Genomic DNA, 13,560 nt, shown 5'->3' with positions numbered 1-13,560 from the left:
AGGCTGATGGATTTCAGTGGCATAGCTGGCGTCACGTGACATTCCCCCTTTTTGGACAACCTGATACCGCCGCCACGACGCAAGATTTGACAATCACCCAGCCAGGCAGTAAAAGCGAGTATCGAGTAGGAGGTCGTATCATGAGGCGACTCCGTCTTGGTCTTCAAGCGCTCCTTCTACTCACGGCCGTAGCTTGCCCAGCTGCACAAGCTGCCGATGCCGTGACGGGCCGGATCGATTTTGGCAGCAGAGGCGTATTTTCCGGCGCAGACGACAACTTCGTCTTCCTGCTGGAAGATCGCTTGTTCCCCGCTGACACGGCCAATCCCGCGGGCCCGGTTGTACAGCTATACGGCAAGGTCCAGGCCGATCTCGACAAGGGTGTGATCAAGGGCGAGCAGCGCGTTCGCCGGCCGCTTGCGAGCGGCGATCGAAGCGAGGTCACCGGGGCGCTCAGTCCCGTCTTCACGATCGAAGCCACGCCCGGCATCCCCGTTGTACCCGGTGAGCTCATCCGCGTTCACGTCGACATGGTCGTAACCGGCCAATTCGAAATTCCGACATTTCTCTTCGGCCCCACAGGCTCGGGGAGGAACGGCTTCGACACGACGATTCAGATGCGCAACGTCAGCACCAACTCCAGCACGCTCGTGAGCGCCAGGTACACGTACACCTGGATGGCCGCGAACGGCGGAAGCGGAGTGACCGAAAGTTTCTCGCACACGCCGGACACGTTCGTGACCCCGTTCGCCGCGCCCGGGACCTACAATGCCGACATCGATAATCCGCTGGCGGGCGAATACCGGCACGGCTTCGACAACATCCGGTTGCACATCGACTTTCCCTATAACGTGTTCGGCGGCGCCTTGATCGGAGTCGACGCGCGCATCGAGTCGTTTTCGGCCGCCTTGGACGGCGCCGCGGCTGGAGATTGGTTCAATTCCGCGGTCCTCGACCTCACGCTGCCCGAGGGCTACTTCATCGCTGACGGAAGCGGCAACCCGCTTGCGCTGAACTGGGACGGAACGGGCGGCGTAACCGCTATCCCCGAACCCGAGACTTACCTGTTGCTGCTTGTCGGTCTAGGACTGCTCGGATACATCGCTCGTCGCCCAGGTCTGGCAATCACCTGAAGTGACGCGGCACCGTGCTCGCGCGCTTGCGCGGGTCAGGTCTCGCCCTCTGACCGAGCCGCGGGCGCAAGGTCGCTCAAGGCGTCTTGGCCTCCGGCTTGGGCGCCGACTCGATCTTGCGGGCAAGCGCGTGCATGAATTCCGACTGGCGCCGAACGAACTCGGCGAACTCCTTCGGCGGCATGCCGACCCCCTCCAGGCCCTGCGCATCGAATTGCTGCCGGATCTCGGGGTCGGACAGCGCGCGCACGAACTCGGCATGCAGCCGGGTTATGAGATTCGGCGCCGCACCTGCCGGAAGCCATAGCCCGAACCAGTTGATGATGTTGTAGCCCGCGAGCCCGGCTTCCTGCATGGTCGGTACGTCGGGCATGCCTTTCCAGCGCTTCGCGCCGGTCAGCGCGAGCGCGCGCAGCCGTCCGGCATTGACATGCGTCACCGCGACATTGGTGCCGATGAACAGCATGTCGACCCGTCCCGCCAGTACGTCGCCCATCGCCAGCGAAGTGCCCTTGTACTGCACGCCGACGATGTCGACGCCCGCCATCGACTTCATGACCTCGGCGGGAATGTGGCTCGCCGTGCCGAGTCCGGCGGTGGCGTAGTTGAGCTTGCCCGGGTTCTGGCGTGCGATCGCGATCAGCTCCTGCACGGTCTTCGCGGGCGAGCTCGGCGGAACGACCAGCGCCTGGCCGAAGTTCTGCGCCACCAGCGAGACGTGGCTGAAGTCTTTCACGGGATCGAACGGAACGTTCTTGTTGAAGGGCGGCGTGTTGGTGTGCGAGGCGGTGGTGAAAAGCCACGTATAGCCGTCGGGCGCTGCCCGGGCGACCGTCGCTGTGCCGACCACGCCGCCGGCGCCCGCGCGGTTGTCGATCACCACCTGCTGGCCGAGCGAGGCGGCGAGCTTGGGCGCGAGCATGCGCAGGATGAGATCGGGCGGCCCGCCTGCCGGCGACGGCACCACGGCGCGAATAGGCCGCTGCGGATAGTCGGTGGCGGCATCGGCCGCAGCTGCATCGCGGGCTACCCATGGCAACGTGGCCGATGCCAGCAGGCAGCCTGCCAGCACTACCCCCGCGCCACGCGCGATGCCGGGTTGCCGAAGCGTCTCGATGGATGGCATGCGTTGGGCGGGAAGCGCAGCGTCAGCCATCGCGCGTCCCCGCCTGCTTCGTGCGCGCCAAGCGGTACTCGCAATCCTCGGCATGGTTCTCCAGCCGTCCGTTGATGTCGGTGGTAAGGCGCTTGCAGTAGCGGCAGCGATATTTGTACATCTCGCCTTCGAGGTTCTCCTGCGGATAGCCGATGTCGAAGCCCTCGGAATACGGCGGGCGATGATAGAACGTGTCGGTGTCGGGCGGTTTGGTGGTCATGGGATGCTTCCGTGGTTGCGTTCGGCGGGATCGTAGCAGCCTCGTCACGCCGAAGGAATGCGCGCACCCAGGTTGTGGATGCCGTAGAACTCCAGCACCTGTTCGTAGCGCTGCGGGTCGGGCGCGGCGTGAAACCAGCCGTGCCGGCTCGGCTTCATGCCGCTCACGCGCTGCAGGTCGACCAGCATTTCGGCAAACTTGAAGGTCGTCGCAATGCCATCGATCACGGTGGCACCCGCGATCTGCCGCACGCCGGCGCCGGTCAGGAGCAGGTTGAGCGGCAGCTCGCCCGGCACGATCACGTCCGCGCCGGTTTCGCGCACCAGTTTTTCGCCCTGCTCGACGATGCGCGTCACGACGCCGTCGCGTTTCGATGCGTCCATGTGGGCCGCGAGCACGTCCTGAAAGCTTACGCCGGCGTGCTCGATGCCGGCGAAGCGCTCGCCCAGGCCCCAGGCTTTGAGCTGATCCGGCCAGAAGTCCAGCCGCTCCTTGATGAAGAACAGCATGCCGGCGCGGCGCCCGTAAAGCCCGGCGAGATTGAAAGCGGCCTCGCCGTAGCCGACCACCGGAATGTCCACCACCGTGCGGATCTCGCGCGCCATCGGCCCCGCGATGCTTGCCAGCACCATCGCATCGAACCCCTGCTTCTGCGCCTCGCGCGCGGCCGCGAGCCACTGCAGGCCGTGCATCCAGTAGAGCACGCCGAAGGACAGATCGGTGCCGGGATAGTTGCTCGGATACGTGCCCGGGACCTGCCCGTGCAGGACGACTTCGGTGTCGGGCCGCACGACCGCTGCGATGCGCTCCTTCAGCACATCGACGTAGGCGGGGAGGTCTTGCAGGACGGTGAAGCTTTGGTGCCAGATGCGCATGGGATTTTCCTCGAGAGCGTTCCAAAAACGACGGTGGACACTTTGTGATACGTCATTCCCGTGCAAACGGGAATCCAGGATGCTTCCGGTTCATCTGGACTTCTGCCAGCGAGCACGTGGCGCCGGCAACGTCATTCCCGCGAAAACGGGAATCCAGGAAAGCTTCTGATTCTGGATTCCCGCGTCCGCGGGAATGACGGATCGAAATCATGACTCCCGGGTTTCGCCGCGCGCACGCGCCTGCGCCCATTCGCGCAGCACGTGACGCTGCAGCTTCGCGCCATGCGCGGCCGTGTGATAGGGCAGGGCGTCGACCGCATACACCGCGCGCGGCACCTTGAAGTTCGCCAGGTGCTGTCGGCACGACACAATCAGCTCTTCGGGCGTCATGCGCGCACCGGGTTGCAACTGCACGAACGCGACCGGCACTTCGCCCAGACGCGCATCCGGCGCGCTCGTCACCGCAACGTCGAGGATGCCGGCATGCGTACGCAGGAAGCTCTCCACCTCCTGGGGTGCAACGTTGAAGCCGCCGACCTTGAGCATGTCCTTGAGCCGCCCGACATAGAAGATGAAGCCCTCCTGCGTGCGCACGCCGAGGTCGCCCGAATGGAACCAGCCGTCGCGAAACGCCGTCGCGGTCGCTTCCGGGTCGTTGTAGTAGCCGCGCATCACGGTCGGGCCGCGCACCACGATCTCGCCTTCCTCGCCGATGGGACGATCGGCGCCCGTTTCCGGATCGACCACCCGCACTTCCACCATCGGCGCCACGCGTCCGCCGGGCCTCACGCAGGCGTCGAACGGATCGTCGAGCGCGTTACGCAGGATCATCGGGTTGGTCTCGGTCATGCCATAAGGATGGCTGAAGCGGCGTATGCCCAATGCGTCGGCCATCGCGCGCGCAAGCGGTTCGTCGACGCCGGCGGTAAACGCGATGGTCGCACGCCGCTCGGGTTGCTCGCCGGCTTGCCGTTGCTTCTGCACGGCGATCATTTCGCGGATGTGCACGTCGACGCCGTGGATCACGCTGCAATGCTCAGCCGCTAGCAGATTGCACGCTTCCTGCGCGCGAAACGCATCCTGGAACACCAGCGCGGCGCCCGAACCGAAGGTCGACAGCACCTTGTTCGCGCCGCCCGAGATGCCGAAGAACGGATAGAGGTTGAGCACCTTCTCGCCGGGCTGGAGGTCGAGCAGTGCGCCGGCCCGCACCGAATGCGGCAGAAGATTCGTGTGCGTGAGCGGAACGCCCTTGGGGAACGAGGTCGTGCCCGAGGTATAGAACAGGAGCGCGGTTGCTTGCCCATCGTCGGCTCGCGGCGGCGTGCCGCGTTCGGCGAGCAGCTCGTGGCCGCGCACGAGAAGATCTTCGGTGTCGATCGCGTCGCGATGCGGTGCGCCGCGCACGCCGATGATCGTGCGCAGCTCCGGCAGCCGGCTTCGCACCGCGGCGATGGTCGCCGCGTAGTCGTGGCCGAGATAGCGGCCCATGGCGATCAGCGTGCGGCTGCCGGAATGCCCCATGACGTGCTCGAGCTCGCGATCGCGAAAGCGCGTATTGATCGGCAGGAACACCGCACCCAGGCGCGTGACGGCGAAGAGATACAGCACCCACTCCGGGACGCTGGAGATCATCACGCCGACGCGCTCGCCCGGGGCGATGCCGGCATCCATCAGTCCCCATTGCAGCGCCTGTGCATCGCGCGCCATCTCGGCATAGGTCCAGCGGCGATGCTCGGTCGTGCTCACCGTGTGATCGGCGGCGGCGACGGCGGGGAGGCTGCCGAAGCGCGCGCCGATCTCGTCGCAGAAGCGGCCGAGCGTCCAGCCCTCCACCTCCGACAAAGGTTCTCGGGGGCAGGCCGCGTGCGGCATGTCGAGTGCGCGGCTCATCCGACCAGCTCTCGGCCGAGCACCGCGCGTGCGATCTGGTTCTTCTGGATCTCGCTCGTGCCTTCGCCGATGCGAAAGGCGCGCGCGTCGCGGTACAACATTTCGAGCGGGCCTTCGGCCATGTAGCCGGCGCCGCCGAGGAGCTGGAGCGCGCGATCGGTGACGCGCCCCGCCATCTCGGTGCAGGAGAGCTTGGCCATCGATACGGCTGTGCGTGCGTCGCCTGCGCCGTCCATCGTGCGCGCCGCGGCATAGAGCAGGGCGCGCGACTGCTCGATGTCGAGCGCCATGTCAGCGACCGCCCATTGCAATCCCTGAAAACGCGCGAGCGGCTGCCCGAACTGCTGGCGAACCTTCAGATGATTCACCGCGTAATCGAACGCGCGCTGGGCGAGCCCCAGGCAGTGCGCCGCCACGCCGATGCGTGCTTCGCCGATGGCCGACAGAGCAAGGCGCAGTCCGTCGCCCGGTTCGCCCAGCAGGTTGGCATCGGGCACGAATGCATCCGCGAAGACGAGCTCGGCCATCGGATAACCGCGCCAGCCCATTTTCGGGTGGATGCGTCCGACGGCGAAACCGGGCGTTTCGTGCTCGACCAGGAATGCGGTCGGCGCGTCGGCCTCGCCGGTCTTTGCGATGACGATGACGAAATCGGCAAAGTCGCCGTGCGAGATGAAATGCTTCGTACCGTTCAGGAGCCATCCGCCGGAGATGCGCGTGGCTCGGGTGCTCAGGGCGGCTGCGTCGGATCCCGCGTTTGGCTCGGTCAGGGCGAAGGCCCAGGTCTTCTCGGCGCGGACGGCGGGGTAGAGGAAGCGCGCGCGCTGCGCGTCCGTACACGCGAGCAGCGCCTTGGGCGGGCGGCCGACCATGTCGGCAAGCGCGACGCTCACCTGGCCGAGCTGCTCGCGAATCAGCACTTGCGCGAGGTAGGGCAGCCCGGGCCCGCCGACTTCGGCCGGCATGTTGAACGCGAACAGTCCCACTTCGACCGCTTTCATGCGCAGCCGGCGGCGCAGGTCGGTGGGAAGATGATCGTCATGCTCGACCTGTTGCTCGTGCGGGAGCAACTCGTTTGCCACGAACTGCTCGGCAAGCCGCGCGAGCTGCGCGAATTCGTCCGGGATCTGGTAATCCATCATCGAGAGTCCGCAGGGCTCCCCTCTCCCTCCGGGGTGAGGCCGGGAATTCGCGGACCATAGCGGCGCGAGCTTACCGGGCGAGGGGCCCCACTTGTGGGGATCGACCGCAAAGCGAGTCGACGCCAACCGCCGGGGCACTGATCGTCGAGCCTACGACGTAGCTCTTCGAGGCGGTCCGCGCCGGCCGAACGGCATCGGCCTGCATGCCGATGCGCGCCCTGCAAGGGAGGGGCCGGGGGTGAGGGAGAAGACGAGGATGAGTAAAAATCGGCTTCCAGTGCAAACACAGGCACCTGCACTGTCGCATCGAGCGCGGCCTCGAATTTACAGCGAACGCGCATGCCGATCTTCAGCATATCGGGCTGCGCGTCGACGATATTGGTGAAAAGGCGCACGCCCTCGTCCAGATCGACGAACGCGATCGCGTAGGGTGCATCCTCTGCGAGCTCGGGATTCACCGCGCGGCGCACGATGCTGAACGTGGCGATGCGGCCGAGGCCGGATGCATCACGCCAGGTCGACTGCCCGCGGCACTGCGGGCAACGGGCGCGTGCGGGCCAGTGGAAGCGCCGGCACGATTCGCAGTAAGGTAGCGCGAGACGCGCATCGCGTAGCGCGAGACGCGCATCGGGTCGCACGAGGCGCGCGTCGCCGGCCGCTTGCCAATGCGGCGCCGAGGTGCCGGTGGGATTCGGCGTCGGATGTTTCATGCGCGCGCGAGCAGCAACACGCCGTGGGTTGCGAACACACCGCCCATGCCGTGCACGAGCGCGATCTCGGCGCAGCCGACCTGCCGCTCGCCCGCCGTTGCACGCAGCTGTACGACAGCTTCGATGAGCTGCCCCATGCCGCCGGCACGCGCCGGATGACCGTGCGAGAGCAGACCGCCGTGCGGATTGACCGGCAAGTCTCCGTTCGGTCCGAAGCGACCTTCGGCGAAGGCGGGTCCCGCCCTGCCCGGTCCGATGAAGCCGAGGTCTTCCAGGTTGACCAGCAGCGCGATGGTGAAGCAATCGTAGACGAGCGCCAGGTCGAGGTCGACGCGCTGCACTCCGGCCTGGGCGAGTGCGCGCTCGAGCGCCGCGCCGGCGCCGAATGTCGTCAGGGAAGGCGCCGCGGACAGGTGCAGGTGGGTGGTGGAGAACCCAGCTCCGAGTACTTCCACCTTGCGTTCCTTCACGCGATCGGCTGCCGTGACGACGACCGCACCGCCGCCGTCCGATACCGGCGCGCAGTCGAGCAGGCGCAGCGGATCGGCGATCATGCGGCTCGCCGAATAGGCGGCGAGATCGATCGGATCGCGGTAGTGCGCGTTCGGGTGGCGCGCCGCGGCGGCCCGGTTCTGTATGGCCACGGCGGCCAGGTGATCGGCGCTGGTACCGTAACGATCCATGTGCGCGCGGGCGACGGTCGCGAACATCGCCGGCACGCTGGGGCCGTAGGGTCGCTCGATGTCCGGGTGCACGGGGCCTGCTTCGGCGAGCGCGCCGACGTAAGCATTGCGCGAGACGGCGCCGAGCGGCATGTCCGCCGCGACGGCGAGCACCGTGCGCGCCGTGCCGTTCGCGATCAGGCCGCGCGCCGTGTCGACCATGGCAGCGGGTGCGGCGCCGCCTGCTTCCAGGGTCCAGGTGACGGCGGGCGTGATGCCCAGATGCTCCGCCAGCGCGGCCGCGTGGATGAGATACGGGTCCGAGCGCGGCGCGACCGTGAGCAGCGCGTCCACGTCCTCGAGCTCGACTTGCGCATCTTCGAGCGCAAGCGTGGCAAGGCGCTCGTGCAGCGTCATCGTGTTGGGCAGCAGGGAGCGGCCCTGTGGCAACTCGCCGATGCCGGCGATCGCAACGCGCGCGCTCACGGCGTGAGCGCCAGATCGACGCACGCTTCGGTGCCCGGCGGGTTCGACTCGATCCAGTCATGCAGCGACCCGACGATACGTTCCAGCGAGCCGCAGAGGCGGCTGTCGATGGCGGCAAGCTCCTGCGCTGCGTCGCGCAGGTCGTCGGTGGAGGCGGGCAGGGCCCGAACGACCCGCCTTCCCACGACGCCGCTGCTCAGGGCGAGCACGGGACCGAAATCGCGGTCGTCCTCGATTGCGGCGTGTACGGATCGGGTGCTGCCCGGTTTTCGCTGCCCGGCGCGTTGCAGTTCCTCCTCGGCTTCGGACCACCGCGGTTCACGAGGAGAAGGGGTGTAGTCTGCCCGCCGCAATGTGACCACCCCGTCCGCGACATTGTCGCGTCCCGCCCCTCCTTGGCAGGAGGGGAATGTCCGGGTTTTTCCCCTCCTCTCACGAGGAGGGGTGGCGCGCAGCGCCGGGGGTGAGGCCGGGAATTCGCGGACCATGGTCCGCGCCGGGCGAACGGCATCGGCCTGCATGCCGATGCGCGCCCTGCAAGGGGTGTGGTTCTCGGTTCCGGAGCACTCCATCCGCGACTCGATCGCCGCCCGCTGAATCCGGCCCAAAGCCCGCAGGCATAGCTGTGGATCGTCCAGCACGGCAATCCCGGCTTCGCGCAGCTTGACGTGCACCGCGGGCTCGAGCGGCACGCCGCAGCATACGATCATCGTCTTCCCGGTCGTTTGCGCGAAGTCGATCAGCACGCGGTAGTAGCGGTCCACGATCGGCCGCCCGAAAACGAGCCAGACGTCGATGCTGTCGTCTTCGCGCAGCGCGGCGAGCGCGCCGTGCAGGATCCCGGCGCGCGAAACCACGTCGGCGGAGAGATCCACGGGATTGAGCGACGACCCGTATTCCGGAATGGCCCGATCGAGCGCCTCCTGGAGCGCTGGCGGCAGCTCGGGCAGCTCGAGCCCGGCGTCGACCACGTGGTCCGCGAGCAGCGAGCACGCGCCGCCGGAAGCGGAGATGATGCCGACGCGCGGTCCCAGGCGCGCGCCAACGCTCGTGAGCAGAACCATCGCATACGAAAGCTCCGCGAGCGAGGCGACGTCGATCACGCCGAGCTGTCGGAAAACCCCCGCGTATACCTCGAACGCCGCGGGAATCTTGCCGGTGTGCGAGCGCGTCGAGCGCGCGGATTGCGGATGGCCGCCGGCCCGCAGGGCGACGATATTCTTGCCGCGGCGGCGCGCCTCATCCGCAGCCTGCATGAACTTGCGGCCGCTGCGCACGCCTTCGAGGTAGCAGATCACCGTGTGTATCGTCGGATCATCGTTGAAATGCGCGATGAAATCCGCGGTTTCGAGCGTCGCCTCGTTGCCGAGGCCGAGCCAGTAATCGACGCCGATGCCGTCGCGCTGCAGTGCCGAGAAGATGAGGCCGCCGACGCTGCCGCTGTGCGTGACGATCGCCACGCCGCCGCGCTTTCCGGTGTCGCGCGCATACCAGTCGGCGAACGTGAGCGGGAGCCGGGCGCGGAAGTTGACCATGCCGACCGTGTTCGGCCCGACCACGTGCATGCCGGTTCGCTCGCAGATTGCCAGCAGACGCTGCCGGCGCGCTTCGCCTTCAGCGCCGGTGCGTCCTTCGCCGAAGCCGCCCGTCATCAGCAGGCAGAACGGCACGCCGCGGCGTGCGGCCGACTCGATCGCCTCGAACGCGACCGCGACCGGTACGGCGCAGACCAACAGGTCCACCGTCTCCGGCAAGGCAGCGACCGACGGATAGCATGCGACCTCGCCGATCCGGTCGTAGCGCGGATTGACCGCGTAGACACGGCCGGCGTAGCCGCTGGCCGCGAGGAAGCCGACGATCATGCCGGAGAGCTTGTTCGGCTCGGCCGACGCGCCGACGACGGCGACCGATCGCGGCTCGAGAAGCGATTGCAGGTTCATGGGCGCTGCGCTCGAATCAGGCGGGCAATCGCGGGCTTCGCCGCGACCCGGCAGGCGCGTCCGACGCTCATAGCTCCATGAGCTGGATGGTGCGGCTCGCGATGTGCGCGGCATGACTCCACGTGACGCAGAAGCGGGCGCCCGCGATGACTTCGGTGGTGGCTCTTTTCGCATGCGACGCGAGCGCATCCAGGTCCTTGCGATAGTGGAACTGCTCGCCCATGATGAAATGAACGGGCGCTCGCAGCGCAGGCAGCCGTGCCAGCAGATCGTAGGCGCCGAGCGCCTGCAGCGGCTGCCAGCGGTTGCGACCGGCCTCCATTTGCGCCACGTTGATCCGGTCCATCCACGACTGGTTCGCGTTCGCCGGCGCATGCGCGGGGTCTTGTTCGAGCACGAAGTCGAGCGTGCGCGTGAGCGGAAAGCCGCTCGGGTCGGCGGGGCGCAGGCGATCCCGCAGCGGCGCGTGGGCGCGTTCGTGCACCGACTTCTCGGGATAGTAAGGACAGTTCACCAGGATCGCCCGCTCGATGCGATCGGGGTGCGCGGCTGCGAGCTCGGCCGATACGAACGCGCCGGTCGCCTCGCCCAGCGCGGTGGCGCGTTCGAGGCCGAGATGGCTCATGACCGCCACGACACAGCTGGCATAGTCTTCGATCGCGGGCTGCTGAGCTACGTGGTCGGACATGCCGCAGCTCGGGTAGTCGAGCGCGATCGCCTGCACCTTCGGTGCGAGCGCCTCGACCAGCTCGATCATGAGCGCCGAGGATTGCTGGCTGATGTGGCTGATCACGACCGCGCGCGGCTGCGCAGCGCCGCCGCGGCGGAAGTGGATATGGCCGTAACGCGTGGCGACGATGCCGCGTTCCATGATGCGAATCCGGGTTGCGTAGCTGCTACGCAGGTTATCAAAGATGGCGGGCCGGAGGAAATGCGCGGATTTTTTTGCAAGGTGCACGGCTCCCGGCCTATGCTGCGGGCTCACGGCGATGCCGGACACAGCGGGGAGAAGATCGTGAGAAAACGCAGAGCACTCCTGGGAAGCTGCATGGTCGCGACGATGCTGGGGCTGCCGGGGCTGCCGGGGCTCGCCCTTGCGCAGCAGGCTTATCCGACCCGGCCGGTGCGGCTCATCACGCCCTACGAACCGGGCGGCAGCAGCACCATCGTGTCGCGTCTCGTGGGCGCCAAGCTGACCGAGCTGTGGGGACATTCGGTGATCATAGACAACCGGCCGGGCGGCAACACCACCATCGGCACCCTGGCCGGGGCGCGGGCCAACCCGGATGGCTACACGCTCACCTTCGCCAACACCACCTTCGCGCTCAATCACCTCCTGATCCGCAAGCTCCCTTACGATTCGCTCAAGGATTTCGCGCCGCTCGCGAACATCTACAACAACGAGACGATACTGGCGGTGCATCCTTCGGTGCCGGCGAACAATCTGAAGGAGTTCATCGGCTATATGAAAGCGCGTCCGGGGCAGCTCAATCACGGCGCCTCGGGGGTCGGCGGCCTGGCCGAGCTGCGGTCGGCGATGTTCCGGCTGCTGAGTGGCACCGACTTCCAGAACATCGCCTACAAGGGCAGCGGCGGTGTCGCGACGGCGTTGCTGGGTGGTCATGTGCAGTTGGGGATGGTGCCTCCAATTACCGTTGCCACGTACATCAACAACGGCAAGCTCAAGGGGCTGGCGGTGACCGGCAAACAACGGCTGCGTGCGCTGCCGCAGGTACCGACGTTCGCCGAGGCCGGACTCCCCGGTTACAACGTGACCTCGTGGAACGGCCTGCTCATGCCGGCCGCAACGCCGAAAGCCATCGTCAACAAGGTGTCGGCCGACATCGCCAAGGTTCTCACCCTGCCCGACCTCCAGGACAAGCTCGCGAGCCAGGGCGCGGAGCCCGCGTACGCCAATCCCGAGGAATTCACGAAGATCATCAGGGACGACGTCGTTCGGTATGCCAAGGTGATCAAGGAAGCGAACATTCCGATGGTGGACTGACCTCGGGTGCCACGGACATTCGAGTGCAGTCATAGAGGCATGCAGGTTGCGGCCCGCACGCCCATTCTGCGCGGGCACGCAACCCGCTGAATTTGGAGTTTGCGTGGGCGGCTGCCTAAAGAGACTATTCTTCAGGAGCCCATTCCGTCGGAAAGCCTTTCGAGGCCATGTAGGATTGAATGCGAGATCGCACGGCTTCGAGGTGCACATCCTGACGGGAGATGTCCTCATTCTCCTGCTGGCAGTAATAGCGCCGCTTCAAATCCCAGATGATGTCCGTCGCAGTTGGAAGCCCCGCGGATCTTGATGCGCCCGCGCCCAGAAACCACGCAAAATTCTGTGGCCGCTCGCAGATGATACCTGTGAGTTGTGCCTGGTCGATGGTTGGCGGTTCAGTGCTCATAGTGAATACCATGTGGCGCGCGCCTTGCCGTGCTGCCGCACGCGCCCATCTGCGACCAGTTCGCGCAGACGCACTTTTAGCGTGTTCCGATTTGCGCCGGTGATCGATGCAAGCTGCGCGATCGTCAGGCGCTCTTTTGCCCGCAGCGCTTTGAGGACTTGGAGCGCTAGCTCCGGCAAATCGGCCTCGCTGCCCTGAGCGATCCGTTCGCGGTCTAGTCGTGCCGCAAGGTTATCCTTCTGCCTCTTGAGGGAACGCAGGAAGAAGCCCACCCAAGGTTCCCAATCCGGCGTTTCGCTCTTGAGAGTCGTCTGCGTACGCCGGAGCGCGTTGTAGTACAGATCTTTGTTTTCCTCGATCACGCGCTCCAGCGAGGCGTACGGCACATAAGCGTAGCCCGCTCGCAGTAGGGGGAGCGTGGTGAGCACGCGCGAGAGCCGCCCGTTTCCATCCTGAAAAGGATGGATCGCCAGAAACGCCACGATGAAGACGGCGATGACGAGGAGAGGGTGCAGTGCTTCCTCATCCAGCGTTTTTCGCGTCCAGGCGACGAGCGCCTCCATCTCGCGCGGCGTGTCGAAAGGCGAGGCCGTTTCGAAGACGACGCCGATCTCCCGTCCGTCCGAATCGAACGCCACGACATTGTTGGAGAGCGTCTTATAGGAGCCACGATGGCGCGCATCCTTGTCGCTGTGACGCAGTAAGGTCTGGTGTAGTTGGCGGATATGGTTCTCGGTGAGACGCATGTCGGCGTAGGCTTCGAACACGAGGTCCATCGCCGCGGCGTATCCGGCCACTTCCTGCTCATCCCGCGTCTTGAAGGACTTAATGGAGATCGCCCGTGAGAGTAGGTCCTCGACCTCGGCATCCGATAGCGTCGCGCCCTCGATGCGCGTAGAGGAGCCGACGCTCTCGATGGTGGCCACCTTGCGGAG

The 13,560-nt window shown here is 66.3% G+C and carries 12 protein-coding genes and 1 pseudogene; 2 read left to right on the top strand and 11 right to left on the bottom strand.

All coding sequences use genetic code 11. The annotated features are described in order from the left end of the window. Positions 1-617: 617 nt before the first annotated feature. Positions 618-1,133, top strand: coding sequence for a PEP-CTERM sorting domain-containing protein (locus GEV05_27285; protein MPZ47002.1), 516 nt, complete (start codon positions 618-620; stop codon positions 1,131-1,133). A gap of 76 nt (positions 1,134-1,209) precedes the next feature. Here GEV05_27285 and GEV05_27280 read toward each other — a convergent pair whose 3' ends face one another. The 9 genes from GEV05_27280 to GEV05_27240 form a co-directional block, all read right to left on the bottom strand. Next, positions 1,210-2,343, bottom strand: coding sequence for a tripartite tricarboxylate transporter substrate binding protein (locus tag GEV05_27280; GenBank protein MPZ47001.1), 1,134 nt, complete (start codon positions 2,341-2,343; stop codon positions 1,210-1,212). Further along, positions 2,282-2,509, bottom strand: coding sequence for a hypothetical protein (locus GEV05_27275; GenBank protein MPZ47000.1), 228 nt, complete (start codon positions 2,507-2,509; stop codon positions 2,282-2,284). The genes GEV05_27280 and GEV05_27275 overlap by 62 nt, the downstream gene beginning before the upstream one ends. A 44-nt stretch (positions 2,510-2,553) precedes the next feature. Then, a complete protein-coding gene (locus GEV05_27270) occupies positions 2,554-3,384 on the bottom strand; it encodes a racemase (GenBank protein ID MPZ46999.1) in 831 nt (276 codons plus the stop codon). Positions 3,385-3,591: 207 nt separating this feature from the next. Continuing rightward, on the bottom strand, positions 3,592-5,277 hold the full coding sequence (locus GEV05_27265) for an AMP-binding protein (protein ID MPZ46998.1): 1,686 nt from the start codon (positions 5,275-5,277) through the stop codon (positions 3,592-3,594). Then, positions 5,274-6,419 carry an acyl-CoA dehydrogenase gene (locus GEV05_27260; GenBank protein ID MPZ46997.1) on the bottom strand — a complete coding sequence of 382 codons (1,146 nt, stop codon included), beginning with the start codon at positions 6,417-6,419 and terminating at the stop codon, positions 5,274-5,276. Before GEV05_27260 ends, GEV05_27265 begins: the two co-directional genes overlap by 4 nt. After that, positions 6,416-7,129, bottom strand: coding sequence for a hypothetical protein (locus tag GEV05_27255; GenBank protein MPZ46996.1), 714 nt, complete (start codon positions 7,127-7,129; stop codon positions 6,416-6,418). The genes GEV05_27260 and GEV05_27255 overlap by 4 nt, the downstream gene beginning before the upstream one ends. Then, positions 7,126-8,277 carry a thiolase family protein gene (locus tag GEV05_27250; GenBank protein MPZ46995.1) on the bottom strand — a complete coding sequence of 384 codons (1,152 nt, stop codon included), beginning with the start codon at positions 8,275-8,277 and terminating at the stop codon, positions 7,126-7,128. The genes GEV05_27255 and GEV05_27250 overlap by 4 nt, the downstream gene beginning before the upstream one ends. Further along, entirely contained in the window at positions 8,274-10,592 is a 2,319-nt protein-coding gene (locus GEV05_27245; GenBank protein ID MPZ46994.1) for a hypothetical protein, read from the bottom strand. Before GEV05_27245 ends, GEV05_27250 begins: the two co-directional genes overlap by 4 nt. Further along, positions 10,285-11,430, bottom strand: a complete 1,146-nt coding sequence (locus GEV05_27240; protein MPZ46993.1) for an alpha/beta fold hydrolase — start codon at positions 11,428-11,430, stop codon at positions 10,285-10,287. The genes GEV05_27245 and GEV05_27240 overlap by 308 nt, the downstream gene beginning before the upstream one ends. Here GEV05_27240 and GEV05_27235 point away from each other — a divergent pair. Then, positions 10,603-12,222, top strand: coding sequence for a hypothetical protein (locus GEV05_27235; GenBank protein MPZ46992.1), 1,620 nt, complete (start codon positions 10,603-10,605; stop codon positions 12,220-12,222). The genes GEV05_27240 and GEV05_27235 overlap by 828 nt on opposite strands. Positions 12,223-12,349: 127 nt before the next feature. Here GEV05_27235 and GEV05_27230 read toward each other — a convergent pair. Together GEV05_27230 and GEV05_27225 are read right to left on the bottom strand one after the other, a co-directional pair. Beyond that, positions 12,350-12,625 (bottom strand): annotated as a pseudogene (locus tag GEV05_27230) (SIR2 family protein). Beyond that, positions 12,622-13,560, bottom strand: a 939-nt coding sequence (locus GEV05_27225; GenBank protein ID MPZ46991.1) for a winged helix-turn-helix transcriptional regulator, incomplete at its 5' end; no start/stop codon positions are given. The gene GEV05_27225 and the pseudogene GEV05_27230, both read right to left, overlap by 4 nt.

It is taken from the genome of Betaproteobacteria bacterium (genome assembly GCA_009377585.1).
Taxonomy (GTDB): domain Bacteria; phylum Pseudomonadota; class Gammaproteobacteria; order Burkholderiales; family WYBJ01; genus WYBJ01.
This window is presented reverse-complemented; position numbering and strand designations above follow the sequence as displayed.

Excerpts from the sequence above, each read along its gene's own strand:
- GEV05_27285 (MPZ47002.1), top strand. The coding sequence starts at position 618 with ATGCGCAACGTCAGCACCAACTCCAGCACGCTCGTGAGCGCCAGGTAC.
- GEV05_27280 (MPZ47001.1), bottom strand. The coding sequence starts at position 2,343 with ATGCCGAGGATTGCGAGTACCGCTTGGCGCGCACGAAGCAGGCGGGGA.
- GEV05_27260 (MPZ46997.1), bottom strand. The coding sequence starts at position 6,419 with ATGATGGATTACCAGATCCCGGACGAATTCGCGCAGCTCGCGCGGCTT.
- GEV05_27270 (MPZ46999.1), bottom strand. The coding sequence starts at position 3,384 with ATGCGCATCTGGCACCAAAGCTTCACCGTCCTGCAAGACCTCCCCGCC.
- GEV05_27245 (MPZ46994.1), bottom strand. The coding sequence starts at position 10,592 with ATGCGCCGGCGAACGCGAACCAGTCGTGGATGGACCGGATCAACGTGG.
- GEV05_27255 (MPZ46996.1), bottom strand. The coding sequence starts at position 7,129 with ATGAAACATCCGACGCCGAATCCCACCGGCACCTCGGCGCCGCATTGG.
- GEV05_27240 (MPZ46993.1), bottom strand. The coding sequence starts at position 11,430 with ATGTCCCCACAGCTCGGTCAGCTTGGCGCCCACGAGACGCGACACGAT.
- GEV05_27275 (MPZ47000.1), bottom strand. The coding sequence starts at position 2,509 with ATGACCACCAAACCGCCCGACACCGACACGTTCTATCATCGCCCGCCG.
- GEV05_27265 (MPZ46998.1), bottom strand. The coding sequence starts at position 5,277 with ATGAGCCGCGCACTCGACATGCCGCACGCGGCCTGCCCCCGAGAACCT.